At 47.3% G+C, this 24096-nt stretch carries 26 protein-coding genes, 1 tRNA gene and 1 pseudogene; 13 read left to right on the top strand and 15 right to left on the bottom strand.

Annotated features, from left to right (window positions below; genetic code table 11):
* Window positions 1-24 precede the first annotated feature (24 nt).
* Window positions 25-1911, bottom strand: coding sequence for a biosynthetic arginine decarboxylase (gene speA / locus ATL17_RS12375; RefSeq protein ID WP_208111197.1), 1887 nt, complete (start codon window positions 1909-1911; stop codon window positions 25-27).
* Window positions 1912-2198: 287 nt separating this feature from the next.
* Between speA and ATL17_RS12370 the strand changes: the two genes are divergently transcribed.
* Together ATL17_RS12370 and ATL17_RS12365 are read left to right on the top strand one after the other, a co-directional pair.
* Window positions 2199-2996, top strand: a complete 798-nt coding sequence (locus ATL17_RS12370) for a transporter substrate-binding domain-containing protein (protein WP_133573092.1) — start codon at window positions 2199-2201, stop codon at window positions 2994-2996.
* Between the two features lie 50 nt (window positions 2997-3046).
* Window positions 3047-3877, top strand: coding sequence for an amino acid ABC transporter permease (locus ATL17_RS12365; RefSeq protein ID WP_133573091.1), 831 nt, complete (start codon window positions 3047-3049; stop codon window positions 3875-3877).
* A gap of 22 nt (window positions 3878-3899) precedes the next feature.
* Here ATL17_RS12365 and ATL17_RS12360 read toward each other — a convergent pair whose 3' ends face one another.
* Window positions 3900-4304, bottom strand: coding sequence for a DUF4345 domain-containing protein (locus tag ATL17_RS12360; RefSeq protein ID WP_133573090.1), 405 nt, complete (start codon window positions 4302-4304; stop codon window positions 3900-3902).
* 233 nt (window positions 4305-4537) lie between these two features.
* On the opposite strand from ATL17_RS12360, the gene ATL17_RS12355 reads away from it, so the two are divergent.
* Together ATL17_RS12355 and ATL17_RS12350 are read left to right on the top strand one after the other, a co-directional pair.
* A complete protein-coding gene (locus ATL17_RS12355) occupies window positions 4538-4723 on the top strand; it encodes a hypothetical protein (RefSeq protein WP_133573089.1) in 186 nt (61 codons plus the stop codon).
* A 140-nt stretch (window positions 4724-4863) separates the two neighbouring features.
* The gene (locus ATL17_RS12350; protein ID WP_133573088.1) at window positions 4864-5499 is read left to right on the top strand and encodes a peroxiredoxin; all 636 of its coding nucleotides are present in this window, start codon (window positions 4864-4866) and stop codon (window positions 5497-5499) included.
* A gap of 67 nt (window positions 5500-5566) precedes the next feature.
* On the opposite strand, the gene ATL17_RS12345 is transcribed toward ATL17_RS12350, so the two are convergent.
* From ATL17_RS12345 to ATL17_RS12330, 4 genes are all read right to left on the bottom strand, one after another.
* Window positions 5567-6139 carry a DUF2799 domain-containing protein gene (locus tag ATL17_RS12345; protein ID WP_166639023.1) on the bottom strand — a complete coding sequence of 191 codons (573 nt, stop codon included), beginning with the start codon at window positions 6137-6139 and terminating at the stop codon, window positions 5567-5569.
* 73 nt (window positions 6140-6212) lie between these two features.
* Complete coding sequence (locus ATL17_RS12340) at window positions 6213-6563, bottom strand: MmcQ/YjbR family DNA-binding protein (protein ID WP_133573086.1); 351 nt, start codon at window positions 6561-6563, stop codon at window positions 6213-6215.
* Window position 6564: 1 nt separating this feature from the next.
* A complete protein-coding gene (gene msrA, locus ATL17_RS12335) occupies window positions 6565-7200 on the bottom strand; it encodes a peptide-methionine (S)-S-oxide reductase MsrA (RefSeq protein ID WP_133573085.1) in 636 nt (211 codons plus the stop codon).
* Between the two features lie 18 nt (window positions 7201-7218).
* Window positions 7219-7554 carry a hypothetical protein gene (locus ATL17_RS12330; RefSeq protein WP_133573084.1) on the bottom strand — a complete coding sequence of 112 codons (336 nt, stop codon included), beginning with the start codon at window positions 7552-7554 and terminating at the stop codon, window positions 7219-7221.
* Between the two features lie 203 nt (window positions 7555-7757).
* On the opposite strand from ATL17_RS12330, the gene ATL17_RS12325 reads away from it, so the two are divergent.
* From ATL17_RS12325 to ATL17_RS12315, 3 genes are all read left to right on the top strand, one after another.
* Window positions 7758-7847: transfer RNA gene (locus ATL17_RS12325), tRNA-Ser, on the top strand.
* A gap of 248 nt (window positions 7848-8095) precedes the next feature.
* Window positions 8096-8458, top strand: a complete 363-nt coding sequence (locus ATL17_RS12320) for a helix-turn-helix transcriptional regulator (protein WP_133573083.1) — start codon at window positions 8096-8098, stop codon at window positions 8456-8458.
* 2 nt (window positions 8459-8460) lie between these two features.
* Window positions 8461-10062: a tyrosine-type recombinase/integrase gene (locus ATL17_RS12315; RefSeq protein ID WP_133573082.1), complete on the top strand. Its 1602-nt coding sequence runs from the start codon at window positions 8461-8463 to the stop codon at window positions 10060-10062.
* Here the strand turns inward: ATL17_RS12315 and ATL17_RS12310 are convergent.
* Together ATL17_RS12310 and ATL17_RS12305 are read right to left on the bottom strand one after the other, a co-directional pair.
* Entirely contained in the window at window positions 10059-10433 is a 375-nt protein-coding gene (locus tag ATL17_RS12310) for a hypothetical protein (RefSeq protein ID WP_133573081.1), read from the bottom strand. The genes ATL17_RS12315 and ATL17_RS12310 overlap by 4 nt on opposite strands.
* Window positions 10430-10675 (bottom strand): hypothetical protein, encoded by a 246-nt coding sequence (locus ATL17_RS12305; RefSeq protein ID WP_133573080.1) that lies wholly within the window; start codon window positions 10673-10675, stop codon window positions 10430-10432. Before ATL17_RS12305 ends, ATL17_RS12310 begins: the two co-directional genes overlap by 4 nt.
* Before the next feature lie 76 nt (window positions 10676-10751).
* On the opposite strand from ATL17_RS12305, the gene ATL17_RS12300 reads away from it, so the two are divergent.
* Window positions 10752-10964 (top strand): helix-turn-helix domain-containing protein, encoded by a 213-nt coding sequence (locus ATL17_RS12300; protein WP_133573079.1) that lies wholly within the window; start codon window positions 10752-10754, stop codon window positions 10962-10964.
* Between the two features lie 465 nt (window positions 10965-11429).
* Here the strand turns inward: ATL17_RS12300 and ATL17_RS12290 are convergent, their stop codons facing one another.
* From ATL17_RS12290 to ATL17_RS12270, 5 genes are all read right to left on the bottom strand, one after another.
* Complete coding sequence (locus tag ATL17_RS12290) at window positions 11430-12209, bottom strand: hypothetical protein (RefSeq protein ID WP_133573077.1); 780 nt, start codon at window positions 12207-12209, stop codon at window positions 11430-11432.
* Window positions 12210-12217: 8 nt separating this feature from the next.
* Window positions 12218-13660 carry a dGTP triphosphohydrolase gene (dgt, locus tag ATL17_RS12285; RefSeq protein ID WP_133573076.1) on the bottom strand — a complete coding sequence of 481 codons (1443 nt, stop codon included), beginning with the start codon at window positions 13658-13660 and terminating at the stop codon, window positions 12218-12220.
* 38 nt (window positions 13661-13698) lie between these two features.
* Window positions 13699-14910: a three-Cys-motif partner protein TcmP gene (locus ATL17_RS12280; RefSeq protein WP_133573075.1), complete on the bottom strand. Its 1212-nt coding sequence runs from the start codon at window positions 14908-14910 to the stop codon at window positions 13699-13701.
* A 21-nt stretch (window positions 14911-14931) separates the two neighbouring features.
* Entirely contained in the window at window positions 14932-15711 is a 780-nt protein-coding gene (locus tag ATL17_RS12275) for a phage Gp37/Gp68 family protein (RefSeq protein WP_133573186.1), read from the bottom strand.
* A gap of 481 nt (window positions 15712-16192) precedes the next feature.
* A complete protein-coding gene (locus tag ATL17_RS12270) occupies window positions 16193-16828 on the bottom strand; it encodes a tyrosine-type recombinase/integrase (protein WP_246028699.1) in 636 nt (211 codons plus the stop codon).
* Between the two features lie 148 nt (window positions 16829-16976).
* Here ATL17_RS12270 and ATL17_RS12265 point away from each other — a divergent pair, with 148 nt between their 5' ends.
* From ATL17_RS12265 to ATL17_RS17245, 5 genes and pseudogenes are all read left to right on the top strand, one after another.
* Complete coding sequence (locus ATL17_RS12265) at window positions 16977-17192, top strand: hypothetical protein (RefSeq protein ID WP_133573074.1); 216 nt, start codon at window positions 16977-16979, stop codon at window positions 17190-17192.
* Window positions 17192-17773: a Fic/DOC family protein gene (locus ATL17_RS12260; RefSeq protein WP_133573073.1), complete on the top strand. Its 582-nt coding sequence runs from the start codon at window positions 17192-17194 to the stop codon at window positions 17771-17773. The genes ATL17_RS12265 and ATL17_RS12260 overlap by 1 nt, the downstream gene beginning before the upstream one ends.
* A 215-nt stretch (window positions 17774-17988) precedes the next feature.
* Window positions 17989-18327, top strand: coding sequence for a hypothetical protein (locus ATL17_RS12255; RefSeq protein WP_133573072.1), 339 nt, complete (start codon window positions 17989-17991; stop codon window positions 18325-18327).
* 7 nt (window positions 18328-18334) lie between these two features.
* Window positions 18335-19561, top strand: coding sequence for an MFS transporter (locus tag ATL17_RS12250; RefSeq protein ID WP_133573071.1), 1227 nt, complete (start codon window positions 18335-18337; stop codon window positions 19559-19561).
* A 792-nt stretch (window positions 19562-20353) separates the two neighbouring features.
* A pseudogene (locus tag ATL17_RS17245) lies at window positions 20354-20461 on the top strand (DNA-binding response regulator); the annotation flags it as partial.
* Window positions 20462-20831: 370 nt separating this feature from the next.
* Here the strand turns inward: ATL17_RS17245 and ATL17_RS12245 are convergent.
* Window positions 20832-21788: a sensor domain-containing diguanylate cyclase gene (locus ATL17_RS12245; RefSeq protein WP_166639022.1), complete on the bottom strand. Its 957-nt coding sequence runs from the start codon at window positions 21786-21788 to the stop codon at window positions 20832-20834.
* A 209-nt stretch (window positions 21789-21997) separates the two neighbouring features.
* Window positions 21998-23833, bottom strand: coding sequence for a putative bifunctional diguanylate cyclase/phosphodiesterase (locus ATL17_RS12240; protein ID WP_166639021.1), 1836 nt, complete (start codon window positions 23831-23833; stop codon window positions 21998-22000).
* Between the last annotated feature and the right edge of the window lie 263 nt (window positions 23834-24096).

The following is a 24096-nucleotide window of genomic DNA, read 5'->3' as shown; positions in this document are numbered from 1 at the left end:
TCCTTCTTTGTTCAAACGCCAATCTTAGGATTCGAAATATGTGTAGCCTGAAAGGCTGTCTTTATAGGCCGCGATCAGTTCGCGACGTTCAGAAATGGTCAGTTCTTTTTCGCTCACCGCTTCGTCCGCTCGTTGGCGGAACGCAGCAAGACACGCTGTTGCGTCATATTCTACATAGTTGAGCACTTCGGCAATGGTGTCGCCCTCAACTTCGTGCAGCAAATCAAAATCGCCATTATCTTTCAGCGAAATCGTCACCACATTGGTGTCGCCAAACAGATTGTGCAAATCGCCCAACGTTTCCTGATAAGCGCCTACGAAAAACACACCGATATAGTAATTCTCTTCATCGGTGATTTCGTGCACGGGCAGGGTTTTCGAAACACCATCCGCCAACACAAAGCGGTCCACCTTGCCGTCAGAATCGCACGTGATATCTGACAGAACAGCGCGACGCTCCGGCACTTCATTAAGGCGCTGCACCGGCATGATGGGGTGCAATTGATCAATGGCCCACACATCCGGCAAGCTTTGGAACAGCGAGAAGTTGCCATGATAAATGTCCGCAAACCCGTCCAGCTGTTCTTCCAACTGTGGTGGAATATCAATGTCGATGGCGAATTGCTTGAACTTTGACACGAGATAACGGAATACGCTTTCCGCCCGCGCCATGGCGCGAATATCCAATGTGCCGCGGCGGAAATAGGCGCGAATTTCGTCGCGATAATAGATCGCGTCATTCACCGCTTCTTGTAGCCGCTGGGCTGACAAATATTCGGTCACGCCCATCAGATCTTTGATCAGATGATGATCATCTTCATTGATCTCAGGTGCGGTCTTGCTGTCATAAAGCGTAACGTCCAAAATATCGAACAACAGCATGGAAGAGAGGGCCACAACGCCGCGGCCGCTTTCGGTCACAATGCTCGGATGCTCGATTTCTGCGTCATCCATGGCATATTTCACCGTTTCAACAATCGCCTCGCAATATTCTTTGAGGCCATAATTGATCGAGTTTTCATTGGCTTGCTTTTCGCCCGTATAGTCGATGCCAAGACCGCCGCCCAAATCGAGATATCGCAGCGGCAAGCCGAGAGATTTCAACTCGGTATAGAAGCGACAAGCTTCGTTCACGATGCGGCGCACATCAATAATGTCAGGAATTTGCGAACCAAGGTGCGAATGCTGCAGCACCAAGCAATCTTCCATGCCTTCGGCTTTCAAACGGTCCACCACTTCAATCACATTATCAACGGTGATGCCGAAGCTTGAACGGTCGCCAGAAGAAGTGGCCCAATAGCCCTTGATCTGGTGCGTCAATTTAATGCGCACGCCCAATGCGGGCTTTTCGCCAAGGTCTCGCGCCACATTGAACACCAGGTCCAGCTCTTTTGGGCTTTCCAAAACGATGATGGTGTTGAAGCCCATTTTGCGAGACATGATGGCCAAACGGATGAATTCCTCATCCTTCACGCCATTGCAAATCAGCAAAGCTTCTTTGGAAAGATTTTGGGCCAACGCGATCAGCAGTTCAGGCTTAGAACCAACTTCCAAACCATAATTATATTGCCGACCAGTTTCCACAATACGGCGCACAACTTCAGCCTGCTGGTTCACCTTAACCGGGAACACACCGCGATAGGCGCCATCATATTCATAATCTTTGATGGCCGCGCGGAAGCCTTCATTCAGCTCGATAAGGCTGGATTGCAAAAATGAATTGACCCGCAGCAACACCGGCGCAGTGATGCCCCTTTCACTCAAATCCTGGATAATCGAGGGGATACTCACGGGCGTAGCATCTCGGTTCAAAACATCAATGAGACCAGCATCGCCATTTGGCAAAACGCTTAAAATCTCATGTCCCCAGCGATCTATGCCGTAAATCTCGGCACCCAGATTTTTTTCCAATTCAAATAACTCCAAATTGAATGAAAGGTTGGAAGGTCTTTTACTCCGCCTAATTTCCGGCGAAAAAACCCTTTGCGGCTCAGGCCTAAGAATGTCAATTCATTTTTGGACCCAAAAAGATTTTTCGCATGCATCCTATTGTCGGAAAAAGACAATATCGTGTCAGTTGCTATCCCAACACAGTTTGGGGCATTAACTCAAGACCCCTCTTTTCAACTCACCAGAACCCGCATAAGCTGTTCAACTATAATTATAAATTAGACATAGAATGCGGGAGGCGCTTTAAAATGTCGATCAAATCTACCCTTTTGGGCCTCGTGATGGCCAGCGTTGCAGCCATTGCACCAGCCACGGCTCAAGATTTGCCAGATTTGCAGGGCCGGACCATCGTGGCGGTAACTGAAAATGCATATACGCCGCTAAACTTTGTAGACCCCACAACCGGCCAAGGCATTGGCTGGGAATATGATGCATTTAATGAAATTGCAAAACGGTTGAACGCGAAAGTGGATTGGCAGCTTTCAAGCTGGGACACAATGATTCAGGCCGTGCGTGATGGTCAATTTGATGTGGGCATGGATGGCATCACCATCACCGAAGAGCGCGCGACCCAAGTTGATTTTTCTCAGCCCTACATGACCTCCGAACAATTCATGCTGGTACGCGCAGATGAAGGCCGTTTTGCCAGCTCAGCAGAATTTGCCGCGAATCCAAACCTATTGTTCGGGGCGCAGGCGGGCACCACCAACTTCTATGTGGCAATTTACGATGTGCTGAATGGCGATGAGGCCAACCCACGGGTGAAATTGTTTGAAACTTTCGGGGCAAGCGTTCAAGCGCTGAAAAGCGGTGACGTGGATTCAGTGTTGATGGATAACACATCTGCCCAAGGTTATATCGGCGCCAATCCGGGTGCGTTCAAAGTGGTGGGCGATGCGCTCGGCACTGAGCAATTTGGCTTTATTTTCACCCCAGGCTCAGATCTTGTTGAACCTGTAAACGCTGCGCTGCAATCCATGGAAGCAGATGGCACGTTAGAGAAGTTGAACCAGAAGTGGTTCTACGAATATAAAGCAAATCAATAATCGATTTCGGGCGGGTTTTTCCCGCCCGATTCCCGTCCCGGACCTGAAATATGCACGCCTCGCACCGTCGCGCTCAACGCGGCTTCCAAATACCTTATTGGCTATTGGCCGCCATTTTACTGGCGGTGCTGGTCATGTGGAACATTGTTGCTGATCAGGGCTATCAAACCATTTTCTGGGCGTTGATGCGCGGCGTCACCACCACCATCTACGTCACGGTGATTGCCTTCACGCTGGCCGTTGCGCTGGGGCTGTTGATGGCAATTTTGCGCCTGTCCCCAATCCGGCTGGTGCGCGAATGTGCGACCTTCTACATCGAAATTGTGCGCGGCATCCCCATGCTGGTGCTGTTGTTCTACATCGCCTTTGTCGGCGCGCCATGGTTCGTTGATTTCTTCAACTGGGCAACCGGCCCGTTGCAAGCGCAAGGGCTAATGGGCGAAATGACCGTGCGCATGTTTGATTTTACATGGCGTGCCATTATTGCCCTCACCATTTCCTATTCGGCATTTCTGGCTGAGATTTTCCGCGCCGGCATCGAAGCGGTAGATCGCGGGCAGATTGAGGCGGCGCGTGCATTGGGCCTAAGCCGCAAACATATTTTCCGGTTCATCGTAGCGCCGCAAGCTATGCGGTTGATCTTGCCACCGCTCGGCAATGAGCTGGTGGCGATGATCAAGGATAGCGCGCTCGTGTCTGCACTCGGGGTGCAAGACATCACGCAGCTCGGCAAAGTTTATTCCGCCTCCACCTTCAAATTTTTTGAAACATATAACGTAGTGGCGTTCCTTTATTTGGTGATGACCATCTCGCTTACCTTGGTGGTGCGGTGGCTTGAGCGCATGTTTGACCAGTCCCATCGCGAACACTCAAATCGTTGATCGCGACAGGACTGTTTCGTCGCTAAGCCAATTGTTGGCGCTGGTGCGCAAAGACCAAATAAGCGGCCAACATGCCTGCCAATAACTCTACGCCCATGGCGATAAGAATGGTGATGCTTGGCACGCCATCCAGCATCAGGCTAACCACACGGCCAAGCCCATAAGTCAGATTAACCGCGGCGATGCCCATCAAGCCATATAACCGCCAATCACGGATGAAAACTGACGCCAAAATGCCAACTGCGATCAACGTTAGAAACGCGCCGGGCGCCCGCACTTCGCTATAAAGGCTGGGGTTGGCCGGAAAGATAATATTGGCGTTGGCCTGAAATTGATCCGGAATGAATAAGATTGAGCCGCCAATGGCGAGGCCAATCACCCCGAATAATGCTAGAAAAACAATCACTGAAATTCGATCTATAATCATAAATGCTCCCACATTATTTTCTTTACATCATGTAAAGTTTCCTTGCTGATATGGCGCAACTTGACGTCATGTCAAGTCCCTGAGTTTTGAAAACCTTTGGCAGCTTCGCACATAGAAAATGTAACTGATCAATTAAGCACAAAATGCCGCCAATGCGGTTGGGTTTTAATTCAGACCCTGTGTCTATCGCTTAACTGGTTCGTTTATTGAGGGGTGGGATATTGTCGCGCTTGATGCAAATTTTACAATTGGACAGCGTGACCTTATTGGTTTTGGCGACCATCGCCTTGGTGCTCTATGCCATTGCCCGCATGATGTCTGCCCGCTGGCCGGTGGCGCTAACATTTTCTACCATGCCGCTCGTTGTGTTTATCTTTCACACAGGACAAGGCGGCCGCCTGCTTGCCGGAATGTTTTAGCCAAAGACCCTCGCTTCCGCGCAATTCAATTTCGGCCTTGTCTCAAAAAATGCAAAAACTTTCGGTATTTGCCTATTTCAAACCGACGGGTAAAAGCCCATATTATGTGTTGAGATTTAGCAAACCGAAAGGATAGTGAAATGGGATTGCTGATTGGCGATGAAGCCCCAAATTTTGAAGCGGATACAACCGAAGGCCACATCAATTTCCACGATTATATCGATGGATCATGGGCTGTTCTGTTTTCTCATCCGAAAAACTTCACCCCTGTTTGCACCACAGAACTGGGCTTCACCTCAAAGTTGAAGCCAGAATTTGAAAAACGCGGCGTAAAAGTATTGGGCCTTTCTGTTGACCCGATTGAAGACCACCGCGCATGGGCAGGGGACATTGAGGAAACCCAAGGCACAGCATTGAATTTCCCGCTGATTGCTGACCCAGATGGTGAAGTGGCAAAAGCCTACTCAATGATTCACCCAAATGCAGATAACACACTTACTGTGCGTTCTGTTTTTGTGATCGGCCCAGACAAGAAAATCAAACTGAAGATTGAATATCCAGCCTCAACCGGCCGGAACTTCAACGAAGTTTTGCGCGTGATCGATTCATTGCAATTGACGGCCAAACACCAAGTGGCAACGCCAGTGAACTGGCAAGATGGTGAAGATGTGATCATCGTGCCTGCGCTTTCAAATGAAGACGCGAAGAAAAAGTTCCCTGACGGCTGGAACGAAGTGAAGCCTTATTTGCGCATCGTGAAACAACCAGGCGCATAACGCTTTTCATATAGAAATAAAAAGGGCGGCCTTGGTGCCGCCCTTTTGCATTCTAAAATTCTTACTGCTAGAGCCTTGCCAGCCGCGCTTCCTCTTGCGCCTGAATGTTGCGCAACTCGCGCTCTTCTTGGCTGCGGGTGCGATACTCGCGATTTAGGTCTCTATTCAGCCAGTTCAAATCACGTGCCAGCCGATCGCGTTCTTCTTGCGTTGTGGCGGGGTCCGCAATTTTTTTCGTGATTTGCTCAATCTGCTCTTGCAGTCGCTCAATCTCTTGATTCACGTCGTAAACATCTTTCGCGGCATTATAAACGCGCAGGAAAGAGTCTCCACGTGCGCCTTGGCACACATTACGATAGGTGCGGCCAGCAATGCCCACTTCTGCCGCTTTGGAAGGTGTACAATATTGCTGCAAGCCGCGATTATAGCCCTGCATATATTGAGCGCGATCAATGCTGATGCCGTGTTCAGAACATGCCTTTTGATGATCAGCGAAAAGCGACGATGTTTGCCCTAGCGCGCCATCATTAAAGCCGATTTGCTGCCAGTCGCCTGTTTGACATTGTGATTTGCTCAAAGTGGCGCAACCCGCCAAAAAGGCGAGGCCAACAAAAAGCCCAATGGAAAGAAGTAAACGCATAAAATTCCCCTGTTTTCGCCTATCTAACCAGCTCTGGTGCCCCGCTTCAATATGCGGATTCATAGAGATGCGGCTAAAAACTATCGCGCATCTTTTTCGGTAATTTGGCAAACACCAACTTGTAAGCATTTTCTATATAGGCGTGAAAAGTTTCCTCATCCCAGCCTGCTTCCGCATTAACTTGCACCCATTTCGCCCGCGCCAAATATTTTGCAGGCTCAATGCCAGGTTGTTCCGGCAATATGCGAAAACTCTCATCGCTTGCTTTGAAGCTGATAATGTCCCGGTCCATATTGTCCCAACGGCTATAGATGGCAAAAATCTTGCCACCTATCTTAAACACAGAAGCATTGCCCCACTGCACCACATGCGTGGTGTGGGGCAAGCTAAAGCAATAAGCCTCAAACGCCTCCCGACTGAGCATATCAACTGCCCGCGCAGGTGACGCCTGTGCCCTTCAAACCGCAATAGCCGCCGGGGTTTTTCGCCAAATATTGTTGGTGATAATCTTCAGCAAAAAAGAATGGCCCGGCAGGCACAATTTCCGTGGTGATTTTACCCATGCCAGCTTGATCCAATTGCGCCTGAAAGGCATTGCGTGATTGCTCAACAGCCGCCAATTGCGCGTCGCTAGTGGTGTAAATAGCCGAACGATATTGCGTGCCACGGTCATTGCCTTGGCGCATGCCTTGGGTCGGGTCATGCTCTTCCCAAAATTTCCGTAAAATCTCATCCAGCGAAATAATGCTGGGATCAAAATTGATCAGCACCGCTTCGGTGTGGGCCGTGTTACCCGTGCACACTTCATGGTAAGTCGGGTTTGGCGTATGGCCACCTTGATAGCCCACCGCCGTCACCCAAACGCCATCCAATTGCCAGAACAAGCGCTCCGCACCCCAAAAACACCCCATGCCGACATAAAGTGTTTCATTGCCCTCCGGGTAGGGGCCTTTAAGCGGATTGCCATTGACGAAATGGGTTTCTGCCGTGGGCAACGCGTCTTCGCGCCCAGGCAAAGCATCGCTTTGGCTCACAATATGGCTAGGTTTGGTCATAAACATAAGATGACTCCTTTGGACCTAAAGTCCTTCTACATTCATAAAACGCTTGTGCGACCGTGTGCGGCCCCAAAATAGGAAGAGGGCGCCCAAAATGCCAAATACCAGCCAACCCGGCGCACTCAAAATAGTGATGAAGAATGGATCCCACACCGTTGGATGCACATAGCGCTGGATAATGGCCTGCAAAGTGTTCAGCGTCAGCGTGCCCAAGGCCTGATCAATTTTAAACCAGGTTTCCCCAAGTGGGGTGAACACAAAACTCGAGCTGGCAAATATCCGCGCGCCATCCATCACCACCAGCAACAAGGTCACGGCCAGAAAAAATGTTCCAATCAATCGCAGGGTCAGACGCACGGGAAAATCCTTTGTTCAATGGGCTTTTTGCGCCCCGAATGTGTCGAAATTCAAGATAAACATAAATTAATGCAATTCAACGGTAGAAACATGTTCGTGAACACTTGCGATCTTGATTGTGATGAGTATATTGCAGCCCATTCTGCTTCGCACAAAATTTTGCGCGTTGACGGAACGTTCCGGCAGTAAAAAACTGCCGCGTCGGAGAGGTGGCCGAGTGGTCGAAGGCGCACGCCTGGAACGCGTGTAGGCGGGGAACCGTCTCGAGGGTTCGAATCCCTCTCTCTCCGCCATTTTCCTGATTATCTATTTGATTTTCCATATTAAAATTCTCAGGATGACGCTTCAGTCCACCATTTGGTCCACCACCAGATCGGCGTTTCGGGTTGCCCTAAAGTTATTCACAGGCATTTGCCGTTTGCTAAATAGTTCTTGGCAAATCCCATAAGAATCGCTCAATATTTATTTAAATGTATTTTCGAAGCGCAGGAGGGGCTTCACATTTCCAACCACGCCCATTGGGGTGTAGGAAAGGTGAATTATGCCTCGCGCTAGCAGAGATGCTTCTACCATAGATCTTTTGGGCACCAATTTAGATTTGGGCCAAAAACCTTCAAAGAAAACTAAATCCAATCATACCCCGGCCAAGAAGTTGGCTGGATCGCAGGAAGCCAATCCTCCACGAGAACCTCGCTCAGCGCCAGAGGCGCAGTGTTTGCAGCCAGGTAAGGCCTACTTCTCGGTCAAGGAAGTTGCGGAGCGGTTTTCCGTCAAGCCAGCGACTATCTGGAACTGGCTAAAGAATATACCGAACTTCCCCAAGCCAGTATGTATCTCGCCGGGAACCACGCGCTGGCGAGCAGCAGACATCATTCAGTTTGAACAAGAGCACCTTGGTGGATAATCATGGTGCGGGCGTATAATTATACGCGCGCTAAGAAAAATCGTGTCTATGACGTAGAAGCGATTTGCGAAACATTTAGCGTGCATAAAAACACGGTCACGAACTGGCGAAAGTCAGGTCTTTGTTCGATTGATGAGCGACAGCCACTTCTTTTTAAAGGAAGTGAACTGCGCCTTTTTCTCAAGCAGCGGCAATTGGAGCAAAAGCAGAAACTTCGCTTGGGGCAATTCAAGTGCTTTTCCTGCAAAGCAAGAACTTGGCCTGAACCTAGAAGTTGGAACTTTGAAGAGGGAACATCGAGCCGTTTCTGGGCACACGCGACGTGCCCCGAATGTGAAAAGGTCGTTCAGAAAGTTATTTCGGGTGCTCATTATCAGCAAATTTGCAAGGCGCTGGAGTCCAACATCACCCTGCAATTGTTAGACGAAGATAATGGATTGGTTCCCGGTGATGTTGTGAAAGATCAGGGTAATGGAGTTGTTGAATACAACCCTGAGAATGAGCGCATCATTTTTGAGTTCCAAAAATATACCGAACGGTACAACAAAAAGACACAAGATGCTTATCTGACAGCGATCCGTGCTTTTGAGGTATTTTTGCACTGCAAGCCATTTGATAAACTCAAAACCGACGATGCAACCCGCTATCGACGCCATTTAGCCTCTGAAGGTATGGACGGAAGAAGCAAAAGCTCAATTGCACATGCGGCATCCCATCTGAGAAAATTTATCGTATGGTTGACCAAGCAGGAAGGCTATCGGCGTCTAAATAGGTCAATTCCTGACTATTTAGAGTTATCAAGAACTGATCTGGCAGGGGCGGCAGGGACAAAAATTCGGGTTTATCCATCTATGGATGAAGTTGAATTGATGATCTCCAGTATGCCAGCAAATACACTTGCCCAGCAACGTGACCGCGCGATAGTCGCGGCAAGTTTCGTTTTTGGAACGCGGGCAGACGCGACAGCCTCATTGAGGCTCAAACATGTTGATATTGACAAAAAAGAGGTCAATCAAGACGCAACGGAGGTGAGAACAAAGAACTCAAAATCAATGCGAACATTTTGGTTCCCATTGAATGACCGTTTTGAGCAGATATTAATTGATTACATACAGATGCTGCTGGAGCGTGGTTTTAAAGACAATGATGCGCTGTTCCCACCAATTGAGGTATTGAATAAGCCCACAATGCTGGTTGCAGAAAACCGGCCAATTATTGATCCACTGAAGTCGACGAGCGCTGTTTCATATGCTTTTGAGAGGGCTTGCGAATGTGCTGGTCTCAAGAGGTTTAATCCTCATTCAGCACGTCACTTCTTGAAAGATTTAAGTGACAAAATACAATTGACGGAATCGCAGCGAAAAGCATGGTCACGAAACCTTGGGCACGAGACCATGCAGATCACTGAAGCGCACTACGCTAGAATGACAACCGATGGGTGTCGAAGGGAATTTGAAAATATTCGTAATGGCATAACCCTCAGTCAGGAGGAAAACGAGCTATTGCTTCGGTTGCACTATCATAAACTGGCTCCCGGATCACCTGAATTTGAGAGGGCAATTGCACTTGATCGCGAATTTCGTAAGAAATTTGGATTGGGCTAATCGAGTTCTGCAAATAACGGTGGAAAGCCTTTTTCAACCCGGTCGGCATTCACCACAGAAACAAGCGCGTGACAGACGAGGTCGCCGTAGATGTATTTGCTCATATCGACTGCTTGTAAGCCATAGCGATATCCCTCAACAAATCGATGATCGCGAACGTAAGCTTTCCTAATCTGCTCAACCTGTGTTCGAGTTTGGCGATCTACTAGCGTTAGGCTGCACTTTTCTTGATAGGCGACTACAGTGCCAGCACCAAATATCATCGCTTCGCTTATTTGCTCAGCATAAGATTGGCTATAGGCGCTGGAAGCGGCAAGGGCCGCACACCAAATAGCTACGGCAGCGAAAGAGATGAGATTTGGTAACTTCATTTTCTTGGTGCGCTGGCATAGCGCCAAATGGCAATGGCAGCCGCGACTAAGACAGAGAGTGCCCAAACATGGCCAATTATAAATCCGAAATCTTGCATAAACACACTAACATGTAGTGCAAAGGGACTGTTGTGCCCGCCTGTTACCACTCCAAGTAAGCCGACGATGACTGGTAATCCAATTGTAAATACGGTCAATACAATAAAATATTTTGAGAGAGAGAAATTTGATGTCTTCGTCATAACAGTTTGCCTAGCATTTTTGTATATGTAGACTATAGTCTGTGGTGATTGTGTTGACAATAGTCATCATGATCGCATGAATGATATTTGTGACATTATCGCCGCAAACGTCCGGCTTTTCAGAGAGATAAAGGGCATCTCCCAGGAAGAGCTTGCTCATCGCACTAATCTGGATCGCACCTATATTTCTGGTATTGAAAGGGGGGTGCGCAACCCCACCATCAGGGTATTGGAAAGGTTAGCCAGCGCGCTGGATGTGGATATCTGCGGGCTTATAAGTGGCAGGTGAGCCTATATTTGCTAAGCATTATTTCTCAGTATTTTTCGATCGATGTTCACTAACACAGCCGACGCCAATCTGTGCGCAGGTCTATTCAATGGATTGCAAGAGATTCAAATGGCACCCACCGCATTTTAGCAGTGAAGAGGGTATGTAATTGCGGAGTTTTCGTTCAAGCAATGTCTTAAATGGGCGGAAAGCTGCCGTTGGACAATGTCGTAGCCAATGCGCATGAGGGCGGAAAGGTGCCGGTGGACGATTTCGGCGCCAATGCCAATCAGGGGCGGAAAGTAAACTTCGATTCAACAAAAACGAGAACCGTCGAACATTTTGGGCAAAAATTCTCTTTAGATTCTGCGAGAAAGTCATAAAACGATTTTTAAGGCAATCTCATATCGCTACTTAGCCACAAGATTGTGCCGGACAAGTCAGACGAGCCTTATGCTATACTTCCCAGAAAAACTAACGCAGACGTCAGTTTGCTTGCCTGTCAAAAAGAGACAATTGCTGTCGAGGTAACCAACTGAATGAATTATCGTTATCCCAATCATTGGCACGAGCTCTCAAATCTGAAAGCAATCCGACAGTAAGCCTATTGCTCGTGAAGCTATGCACCTCGTAAGAAATAATTTCTTGGTTTGAGAGCTTTCCAAACTGATCTTTGACGAACTTCGAAAGTCTTGGCCCAGCCAGTATTTCGTCAGACATACCAAGCGTTCGTAATGCACGAACAAGCGCCCCAATGGTATTTGGATTATCCTCAAGCACTAGTTCCAAATATTTTTCAGACAGTTCCGAAAAGTAATTTTGTCCGTGATGAAGCGAACCGAAACGCCAGTCGTATAAAATTGCATCCCAATTAAAGAATGTTGTTTCGAGAAGAGACAAGGGACTGCGGGCTTCAACCGCACCCGCCGAAAACGCCCACGTTCGAGCAACTTCCCAAACGTCAAAATTCCATCGTCCGACGCGAACGCGATATCCGCCAAACTTGTTCTGAATTGCTGCATGCCGCCCCAAGATATCCATGAAGGTGTCACTGTCATGTACTTGCACAACGGTATCTACATCACTACTGAAACCTGGTGCACCCAGTAGAGAGATATCCCGAAGCGCACCGCCAAAGACAAAAACATCAGCGCAAACCGACAATTCCTCAATGAAGAGAGCAACAGCCTTACGTTCAGCCATTGGCACATCAAAAAAACGTCGTATACGCTTCTTGGCGGCTTTATGGTCAAGTGCAGGTTTCATTTCTGTCCTTAGCAGCGTAATTCTCTTAGTTCTCGCTCAAAGCTTAGCGCAAAGCTATCTGTCATACCAGAGATCATGTCTGCAAGCAATTGACAGCGACGGTAACCAAGCGGCAGATCTTCGTTCGGACTTTCGAAAACTCGTCGGTAGTTCTCCGAGATCCTTCCGTAGGCGTACTTCTCAAATGGAGTTCCAGTGTGCCCTTTGGCCTCTTTCTGAGGGTCACCACGGTTGACTATGGCAGGCCAAAGCATGTCCATGATTGAGTGGATAACTTTGTGCCCCTCCAACTCTAGCTCAAGAACACTCCGGTGCTTGTAGGCATTCTCGAATGCAAAATCTTTAAGCTTTTGGCAGAGCAACGCTGCACTCGAAACAGCGATTAGGTCTTCTTTCAATGTTCCGTTTTCGATATCGGACTGTCTATCTAAGAAGGCCTCAATGACCGCAGAAACCATTTTTCCGATGGCAAACACCCTAAACATCTGGGTTGAAAGATCATTTACTTCATTCGGTGATAGCTTTGCTTCTTTGTGCTTTTTGTGCTGTGCATGCGCTCTCTTGCAAACGTCCTTGATCGCAGCGTCGGTTTCATGTTCCCCATTCGCCCCAAATTCAAGATAGCTAATCATGTCTCTGTAGGAAACGAGCCCTTTCTTGACCGCATCTTCAACATCCAAAACCGAATAGGCAATGTCATCACTAGCCTCCATCAAGAATGTCAATGGATGCCGCAGCCCTTTTCTCAGCTCTGTCTCTTTCCAAACGTCTTCGACGACATCAAGCTCGGAATGGAAACAGCCAAATTTTTTTGTCGCAATGTTTGACTTGTCCTGTTGCTCCGATGTCACTGGATACTTCATTAAAGCAGCCAGCGCGCCGCAGGAAAGATTTAGCCCGAAGTTGTCGTTCATGATCTGGAGTTTGGTGAGCACGCGAAGCGCTTGAGCATTGCCTTCGAATTTTTCAAAATCCAGCCGCATGCGCTCCTTCACGTCGGTAGGAAGGGACACATGATCACAATCGAGGAACTTGAATACCGTTTCGCCATTCTTTTTAAACCAGTCGCCAATAGCGTACTCACCTTGATGCCCAAATGGTGGATTTCCGATGTCATGCGCCAGCCCAATAGTTGCAAGAATTGAGGGTAGATCACGTTGGAAACCACCGGAACAAAACTTACTTCCCTCGCGGTGGGATAGGGCTACACCAATACTCCTCGCTATATTTGATACTTCATGGGAATGAGTGAGACGTGTTCGGACGCTGTCATTTTTTTCCAATGGAAAGACTTGGGTTTTATCGGCCAAACGCCGAACAGGTGTGCTAAAAAGCACTCGATCATAGTCCCGTTCGATTTCAGTTCGATCTCCGCCTGCATTTAGGGGGGGGCCGCTATCGCCGTGCATATCTTTGCGACGGGTCGCGGACATAAGTTTTTCCCAATCCATTTGTTTCTCCTAAATGTCTGACAGCTTTCGACTTGTGATTAAAGGAAATGAAAAGTTTTTTGCGGTGCCAAGCGGATCCTATCAGTCCGTTTGATCATCTTTGGTTTTCTTCGCTTACCGCCTGTTGCAGTTAGAACTTCAACATCAGGCGACCTAATTAGTGCGCTGTTGAGATCGTCAGAGTGAGCAGGAGTTTGATTGTATGTTTGGTCAAAAAAATCTGCAACTGACAGCGAAGCTTCGGGAGTGCAGTCCGCGAGAAACTTAGGAATATCGTAGTAGAGCTCGTCACGCGCTCCTCGGCGTGAGTTCGCATCAAACAGGTACAGGGAAGCATCCTCAATAGAGTTATACCTCAACATCTGCAGACCGGAACGTCCCACATGCGCTTGCGAGTTCTTTTTACGATGCAAAATATCGTTATAAACCTGCCTAGCCCGGAAAGAATTTGCGAAATGAACCAGCCAGTACTCCCACCCACTTTGGTTGTTTATCGAGAACGGGCTGACGAAGTTTGCCAAAGTTTGGAACTCCTCAAATACGACTTTCTCTACTGCTGCAAGCCATTCTTTCTTGGTTTTGTGTAGGGAAATATCTGAAATCTGTCCGTCAAATATTCTCGTGCCTTGTCTTCTCGCTGGGCTGATAAATGCCAAGAAGGATTTGATAGAAAAAGTCAAGAACACTTCGGAGGATCGCGTCAGCGAGAGAGCCGTTCGAAGGTGTTCTTCGGATACATCGGCGTAACCATATTGATCGAGGTTAAAAATGGTGTTTCGAACTTTAGAGGCCAACACCATTTGAGAGATACTTGGAAGGTTTCTACCGAAATCTCCTTCGAAGTACCTCACGCAGAACATGGCATTGTTGTCATCATCTCGGTGCTCTTGCAAAAACCCATCAACGCTAACTTGTAGGGTCCGTATTGCGACGGGGGAAAGGTCATTGAAATACATGTAGAATTCGAAGGAAATCGGCTTGAACCCAGCTATTGCCCTTCTAAGATTCACTTCGGCGCTTACTGATTTAAGTGTTTGCAGCACGACCATAGGTGAACCGAGCGTACCACATTCGTATGAGCCGGCTCCGCTGAACCCATCAACAAAGGATAACCGAAACCTCTCTTGTTGAGGCAAACTGCATCTGACGCGAACGTACTCGTGAATGTACTCTTTGATAATCTCAAGCTTGATCTTGGAGTGTTGCCCAATTGTAGCACCATTTTCCCAGTCATACTGCCTCTTAACCATGCTGAAGGCGCTCCAACAACCCTATGGAGAGACCGACATTGTCGGCATTTCTTCCCACACTTTTCCCCTAAACAGCCTCCCGTTAGCTTTCTTGGAACGTTTCTTGTTGTCTTTTCCCCACGTTCCCCATTGTTTGAAAAAAAACGCAGTTCCATATCGCTGGCACAAAGAATGGATTTCATCAATCCACTCTTCTTTGATGGGCCGCGCTTGCGAACCACTTTCGCCCCCAACAATAGCCCAATGGATTTTGCTTAGATCCACCTTTCCAATAGGCGCAATTAATGGTTCAAAGGAAATAAATCGGATTATTGCTGGTGTTGTCGAAAGGGCATCAATTCTTGCAGTTGTTTCAGCGCTTTCGACACTAGTTCCCAGCCAAACATTTGGGAGAACCACGTTGAGATGATCCCTCACAAACTCAAGCATACGCTCAGGTCTTTTGGTCAAAATCTGATATTGATGATGTGGAGTTTTCTCCATTGTTTGCCAGACTCTTTCAACAAATTCGAATGGCACGCGTTCATGAAAGAGATCACTCATAGAGTTAACAAAGATTTTTCGTGGCTTTCGCCATTTCAGCGGTGCCATCAATGATCTTTCATCTAGATTGATTGCGCCAGTCCAAACGGTTCTCTTTCCGGAGCGCCGTGCTAAACCTTGATATTTCTCCATCCCCATTGCTTCCAAGCGAAGAGCCATATGCATTGCATAGCAGTTAGTACATCCGCTAGACGCTGCTGTGCACCCTGCAACCGGATTCCAAGTCGTGTCAGTCCATTCAATTTCTGACAATACAATCTCCGTATTCAAACAATTCTTAACTTCATCAGGCAAACAATCAACTTGGCAAGCTTGCTGCTCAAATCGAATGAAGCTGTCTGCAGATTAGGAATCACAACTTCTACACGACGACAAGCGTGGCCAAGCCATCTTACAGTCGTCGAATGGGCAAAGAAATTCAAGTTTATTCTCATTCCGTTAGACGTGAAAATTCTTGCAAAACAACTTTTCAGAATTGGACAGCAGTGACGCCCGAAGAGTTAGAACTCAAAGAAAAGTCTACACTTTACCCGATTTGCCGACTCGCAGTTCCAAGCGAAATACAGAAAAGTCCGCGTAGCAGCCTTTTATCCATATCCGAGCAAACCTTAGAACGAAGGCCGCTGTGAGGATTTCAAACCAAGCGGCGCTAATATCCACTTTTGGGAATTTGCTGGCGGCATCGCCGAAACTGGAAATGCGAAAAGGGTCGTGCTGATTGGCCGACCCTGTTCACGGCTTAAATCTCGACACTTTCAGATATCGACAAAGCGTCTTCGAGGTCTACTCCTAGATAACGTACAGTGCTGTCCATCTTTGTATGACCAAGGAGTAACTGAACTGCTCTCAGATTGCCGGTCTTCTTATAGATTTGCGCGACTTTAGTTCGCCTCATTGAGTGCGTTCCATAGGCGCTTGGTTCCAAACCAATTGATTGGACCCAACCTTTTAGCATCCGAGCATATTGCCGGGTAGAAATATGGGGCCGGTCGTGAAATCGTCCAGGCCAAAGAAAGCTGTGGCCGCTCATTATGGGATGATCAATCCACTCTTTAAGCGATGCCCTGGTTCCTTCAGTTAATTCAAATCTGACTGGTGACTTGGTTTTGCGTTGCAGGACCGAAGCACGTTCTTTGATGGCGCCGGCGCTATAAACATCAGAAACCTTCAATCTGACGAGATCGCACCCACGTAGCTTGCTGTCGATTGCAGTGTTAAACAGTGCGAGGTCTCTCACCGCATTTGCAATTTCCAAGCGCACGCGAATTGCCCAAACATGTTTGGGCTGAAGTGGCCTTTTTTGGCCGATAATACGCCCACGATTCCAAGCCCGATTGGATGGAATGACCATTGGTAGATTTGATGAATCAGACATGACAAGTCCTTTTCACCATACCCTCCAACCGCAGCACTCCGAAATTTAGCAAGCTATTATCTCACCGGACTGATGCAATTGGCAAATTGGGGACAGGGTGCAGCTAATCCCTTTGCGTTTTATTGCGAAATTGTGGTAAAGTTCTCTTATGAGCAAGATCGTAAAAACACAACGCGAAGCATCTACAGGGCGGTTTATCCAAACCAACCTCGGCAAAGCGAAAGCTTCAAAATTCGCCTTGGTCGAAGGTATGTCTTTGAATTCAGATTCTCGCGACCTGATCTCGCGGCTGGAGCGCCGCGGGCTTAAAGGTGATGCGTTGCGCAAAGAAATCATTAGTTCGTTTGCCACCAAGCAGGGCTAATGAGTCGCTATAACGCAACTGATGATCCTCTTTGCTATCCTGGGACACAAGTTCTTATAAACAAGGCGGGTCTACGCCATCAGGATGAGCTCGATCAATTTGAGCAACTAATGTATTTGACGCGGGCAGAAGAGCCGCTGCCTGGCGGTAGTCTCGACTACAAACATTACAAACTCATTCACCATCATTTTTTCCAGGACGTCTATGATTGGGCAGGTCAACCCCGCCAAATCAGAACTGGAAAAGGTGGAAACTGGTTTTGCTATCCCGAGTATATTGATGGCGAAATGACCAGAATTTTTGGGCAGCTAGCCAATGAAGACCATTTAGTTGGGTTTTCTGATCCGAAACACTTTGCGGAGCGTGCGGCATACTACATTGCTGAAATCAACGCCATTCACCCCTTCAGAGAAGGCAATGGGCGCTGCCAGCTTACGCTGCTCGATATTCTTCTAAACAATTCAGGCTTCACCATGAACGAAGACCAAATTGTTCCTGACATTTTCATTCAGGCAATGATTACTAGTTTTCGCGGTGAAAATAGGCGGCTTGAACAAGCCATATTGGACTTGATGTCGTAGTTGGTACGTATCGTCAAGACTCTCAAAGCATAGCCTAGCCACCGCCATTTCGGGATGAGTTTAGATTTCCTTGGGCTACCCTTAATCTAAACCTGGCAACGCGCCCGACGAAGGTCTGCTTTGAGGAATTCAAATCAAACGGCTCCAATGTCAGCTTTTGGGATTTAACAATTACCTTTGACGGGTTCTCTGGAAAATTGTTCCAAGAAATGTCGATGGAACAGCAGCAGGCGAACTTAACACCGCGGATAGGTACAAGTCTCCCGTTTTCGATTTGCCCCGATCTCGTCAATCAAGACACGGCGGTCAGATTGGCATATAGTTGTTTGCCTCCAGTTGTTGACAGTGGGGAAAAGCTTTCGGCTGTTGAGACAACTTACGGCACCATTAAAGTTCCCCGCGATTTTGCGGAAGTACTAATGTGGATGAAACTTCGGCGAAAAACTTCCAGCATCGAAATCTCGGAGAAGTTTGAGATCGAGCTAGAGCGGTGTGTCAAGTTTGTTCGCTTCGGATTGCAGAACAGTTTGTTTATTTCAGGTTTAGGTAACTAGGACGTTTATGATATTTAAGAAATACTTTGTAGCACTTGAGAATTTGGATTTTAGGCTGCTCGTTGTTGCCAACTTGATATCAGGAGCTGGCGTTTCTCTGGTGCCCATCGCTTTTGCAATTGAGACCATTAAAGTGGAACCTCGGGGATGGGGTATGGCATGTGTTCTAATCACCCTATGGGTGGGTAGGTTCCTTGGAATGTTGATTTACAAGAAGGTTGGATTCAATTTCCACCCTGTATTGACGATGGTTGGATCGATCTCGGCTATGTGCATAGCCCAGGCTGGATTACTGTTATGGGTTTTATCGCTTCCCAATAGCATTTTGGCGATGTCAATTTCTTCTGTTCTTTATGGCTTTGCGTCGGCCTTTTTTATACCGTCGGTATTTGTCTATATACCGGTGATTGTTGCCGATTCAATGCGAGCGCAAGCTAATTCACTTTTGTCGATAGTATCCAACATATATCAGTTAATCGGTCCTTTGCTCGGAGCTTCATTGGCTGTACTCTTAGGCTTTCATTCAGTGCTATTTTTCAGTGCTGCTATGTTTTGTATTTCCATGCTTCTGCTAAGAAAATTATATTTCTCCCATAAGATTGCTAATGGCATTTGGAAGAATAAAATCTCCGGCCAAGAAAAAGACCTCCATACAGATGTCAAGCAGCGCCTGCCAATCTGGACATACCTGGGACTTGTTAGCTGGTTTTTTTGTTCGCTAGCCATTGGAACTATCGCGGCGGCCGGCCCAACTCTAATTATTGCTAGTCACTCAGCCTTAGAATGGGCAATCGTTGCAACAGCAATGGCAACGGGCTCACTATTCGGGTCAACAATTTCGCTTACTGGTGTAGCTCGGAACTTCCCCTGGCATATTGTGCACGTGTTGTGTGGTTTGGGCTTGGGGGTGCAGCTTTTTGTCCTCAGTTGGTCTTTCGCCATTTGGGGCGTGTGTGTGGCTAGTTTCGTGGGAGCAGCTTCCGTTTCCACAAGTGGTATTCGTTGGGACACAATGGGGCAGAGACTGTTCTCGGGAAAACGTCTTCACTCGTTTGCATCTTTGGATCAGTTTGCCAGTTCAGCCGGTATTCCAGCCGGTATGGTTTTGTTTGGCCTGTCAGGCTTGATAGGCGACACAACGTCAATAATCGTAGCGGTCGGGGGACTAGCATTCTTGTCTACGTTGCCTGTTCTAGCTTCCTTCGTGAAAAAAAGGAAGCAGCTGGCTCGTTAACGTGATGGTCCTACTCCGGCCACTGTGTTGCGTGAAACTTTTTACACTAACTGAGTTAATGAGGTTCTTTTATGCATGTTCCGAATGAAGTAACTAAGTCGCTTTCGCATAAAGGTTTTTTGATTAGGGAAAACCTGTTGCCAAATGAGGTTTTTGACAGGCATCGAGAAGCAGTGGTCAAAAATGGAGTATTCGCATTTCATTCAAATGACCCAAAAGTTTAATTTGACGGAGCGGCAAAGGTTTTGGAAGTAGAGAACGCGGGTATAGCATTCGGCGAAAGTCATGTATCAAAGTTGGCACTTTGAAATGTTTGCTTTTATGTCGAACATCGGCCCCGTTTTCTCTTTTATCAAATTGACGCATCCCAATAATCATTACCAGCGTCTTGAAACCCGCAAACATTGTATTTTTGACCAATTTCACTGGTTTTGCCCTTAAGTTGGTCCGGCGCGAACTGCCGGTCACGACACCTTCCAGCCATATCGATCAACTCATAAAATGTTAAATAAAAGAGGCCTGACGTAGCAAAGCTTTTACAAAGGCAAGTTGCAAAAGACACGTGACCGAGCCATTGCTGGATATCATTTGAATTGGTGCAATCCTGGTGGCATCAGTTGGTTGGGAAGAAGTCGTTTCGCGTTTCCCATACCTCCCCAACACTGTCGGGACATTGTATTGTACGAATTTGCAGTTTTGTTATCCTATCTGCTTCATATCCTTGTCCCTTTGCATCTTGTTGTTGATGGGGCGCCTCGCGCGCGGCAGCTAACAATTTGAGAGCAGGAGGTCCTCATACAACTCGCCAAAGGTTATTCATCGACAGAAATTGATCGAACTCTGGGCATCAGCCACCGCGCTGCAGTTGTGCATCGAGCTCGGGTATTCGAACAGGACTGATCTGAGCCATCAATCCACAGCTGATCATCATTGTCCGGCACAAACTGAAACCGCAACAGCACTAGTGGTTTTGCCGACGAATGGATCATGCAGCCAACGTCCGCTTTTGGGATTTGATGTCGAAGAAATGGTGGCGCATAAGCCTCAATCATATTTCTAATAAAGGATTGGCTGTCATCTGCATCTATAAGCAAATCTTGAATTTCCGGTTTAGGTAATTTACCACTTTGAGAACATCAATAGAGCGCCCATGCAAAGGAAATTCACTCGAGCCGCCTGCTTAAACGGCCACGCCACAAATGGGTGCCGTAGAAAGGGGCAAAGTGTGTTGAGATTTTCCGAAGCCTCAACTAAAAGCATATGTGGTGTCCTAAACCGCTTTGCTCACCTGATTGCGCCCATTGTTTTTCGCTCGGTAAAGCGCATCATCGGCACGGCTCAAAAGCTGATCAAAGGATATATCCCCCTGTTGGTATTCCGCCACCCCGAAGCTTGCTGTTATCTTGACCAAACGCCCACCGTTTTGTGATATCCGCAACCGCATTATGGATTGCCTGAATTCTTCTGCGACTGCGGCACCTTCATCCACTGTGAGTCCAGGCAACAAAAACAAAAACTCCTCACCGCCGATACGCGCAAACATGGCCGAGTTACAGTTCTTAATTGTTGGTACAAAATTGTGCGCCATCTTGGTGATATCCTTAAGCACGGTATCGCCAAGCGCATGACCATATGTGTCGTTGATAGATTTAAAGTGATCGACATCAAGCATTGCGATCGTCACCGGCGGCATGTTCTTTTGCTGAAGATAGCTTTCTGCTTCGTAAAAGACATGGCGCCGATTATAGGCACCGGTCAATTCATCAGTAATCGAAAGCTTGCGCAAAGATTGCTCAGCCCGCTTTTGGGCCGTAATATCTTGAAACAAGATTTGGATCACCGGCGTACCGTCCCAAGGCAACCGGCTGGTGGTAATTTTGATTAGTCGATTTGCCCGGTCCTTTATTGAGATCACACTTTCGGATTCGACAGCTTTCTGACCAGCCATAAAGGCACGTTGCAATAAACTATCTACAGATGAAAACTCATCTTCGCGAATAAAATCTAGAAAATGACGGCCAACCAACTCTGACTTTTGACCATGCAATAATTGGCATGCCTGGTCATTGGCGTAGAGTATGCCCTGCTGAGTGTGAAACAAAAGACCAATGGGCATAGCATCAAGCATCACACCTAACCGCTGCTCGGTATCAAACAGTGATTCTTGCGTTTTGACGATCGTGTTAACTTCGTCAATATCATCCGCAAATAGGTCGAACTCGTCCACGTTGTCTCGCATTATTGAAGGTTGATCCGTGGAAAAGCGTAGCGCAAAATACTTAAGAATTACCAATATCTATTAATAGATATGGGGCTGCCCTTAATACAAACTTGGATAACGTGTTCGACGAAGCTCTGCTATGAAGAGTTCCAATCAATGCGCTCCAATGTCCGCTTTTGGGATAGAATCATATCAGGTGATTTATATCCAACTGCTCAACCAAACCCAATCGAAAGAACTGCTGTGTTTTCCGCGATATATTGATCAACTTGGTTCGCTGACATCGGTTTGGCGAAGTAGAAGCCCTGCAATGTATGACAGCCAATTTTAGAAAGCATTTCTAGCTGCGCCATAGTCTCGACGCCCTCTGCAATGCAGCCAAAGCCAAACGATGAACACAACCGTACAATTGTCAGTGTGATTTCGTGGGCGCGCGGATCTTGATCGGCGCTTTGTACGAACGATTTGTCGATTTTGACATGATCCAAAGGCAACTTTTGCAAGTAGCTTAAGCTCGAGTTGCCAGAGCCAAAGTCATCTAACGCGATTTGCATACCAGCTTTGCGCAATCGATTAAGCGATTGGACGGCGCGTTCAAAATCTCGCATCACAGCGGTTTCTGTGATCTCAATCGTAATGCGTTTCGGATCAAAATTTCGATCCCTTATTAAAGCCAATATTTGGGTTATGGCTTCGTGTGAGCACAAATCCACCGCCGAAAGATTGAGCCCTAGTTTTAGATTTTGGGGCCATGTTTCGGCAACATCAAGTGACTTGCCAATTAGAATTTTTGTCAGCTTGCTTACTAGGCCTGTTTGCTCAGCAGCAGGTATGAAATGATCTGGCGGGACTGCCCCCATGGATGGGCTGTTCCATCTAGCTAGTGCTTCAAAGCCAATTATGTTGATGGACGCTATATCCCAAATGGGTTGGAACACCATCGAGAATTCTGCTTCAAAATCGGCTTCTCTTAGGTTCTTTGCCAAGTTTGCTGATGATAAAATACTATTTTCATGATGCAGATTGAACTCAACAATCTCACCTCTTTTTTCCTGCTTTGCGAAACAAAGTGCAAAATCTGCCCGTTCAAACAGCAATCCGGCTTCTTCAGCGGCGTCAGGATAGTATGCGATGCCAGCAGTGGCTGACACAACGGCGCTGCCTTCGTCAAATAAAATTGGATAGGAAATAACGCCTAATGCTCTCTCGATTACATCAACAACGACTTGGTGTGGCGTTTCCCAAATGATGATTGCAAACTCATCTCCCCCCAAACGGGCAAGGAATGAGTTGGGTGGCAAGCAATTTTTCAGTCTTGCCGCGATTTCAACCAGCGTTTTATCGCCGGTTGGGTGCCCAAAAACATCGTTGATAGGTTTAAACCCATCTAGGTCTAGAAGGACTAGTGCAAATTTCTCACAATCAGGATCTTCAATTCGAGTTTGGAGGAAGTGGAAAAAATGTCTTCGATTTGCTAGCTCAGTTAAGCTATCCAAATTTGCAATTTTGCGAATTTTAGTATTTGCCGCATTTAACTCTGATTGTTTTTCAATGCTGTTTCGAAAATGTTGATTGGCGCGATCAAGGACAAAGATCATAGCGCCGATGACCAACACCATATTAACAGCTATCGCGTGGAAAACGGGCTCCGGTTGCGTTATCAAAAATAAAGATGTCGGTATGACAACAATGGCAAACATAATGGCTGAGGCCTGCCGAATTGTCATCAGACAGGTGATAATTGTTGTAAGGGTAACGCCTATGAAAAAAACAACCTGACCTTTTGTGTATGCGTCGCCGTAAGTGAACAGGGATAGCGACCAAGTTACAAAAACTGCTGATAGCACGATTGCAAATATGAGCGTTATTCTCAGCGCATTTCGTGCCCGTCTGAGGCTGATTTGGGCGTTTCGTTTGTGAAGCCAACTAAGTGTCCTCACGCCGCTCAACAAGAGTAGGAAAGCAGGGAAATAAACTGTCAAATGACGCGGCGCCAAATCAAGATGCGTCACGCAAAGCGAGAGCATATTGATGCTCAAAATCAAATACATGAGCGGAACTTGACGTTGTGCCGTTCTATGGCGCGCGAAGATCACTGCGCTCGAGTCATGCCTCAAGCTAAAATATGTGCCAACTTTGCTAATAGCGCGCGATATCATCATCCACCAATTTGCCTAATGGCGTGTTAGTCTAACCAGTATTGGTTTTTATTTGATGAAGAGTTCGCACGAGAACCGCCTGGCCAATTGAATAAGCCGGGGGAGAGTCTTTGATGTTTTGCTTAGGTTGTGTCTGCTATTAGATGCGGATTGCG

Origin of the sequence: Maritalea mobilis (assembly GCF_004363175.1) — a bacterium.
Classification (GTDB): Bacteria; Pseudomonadota; Alphaproteobacteria; order Rhizobiales; family Devosiaceae; genus Maritalea; species Maritalea mobilis.
Note: the sequence above shows the minus strand (reverse complement) of the source record. Positions and strands in the feature narration are given on the sequence as shown.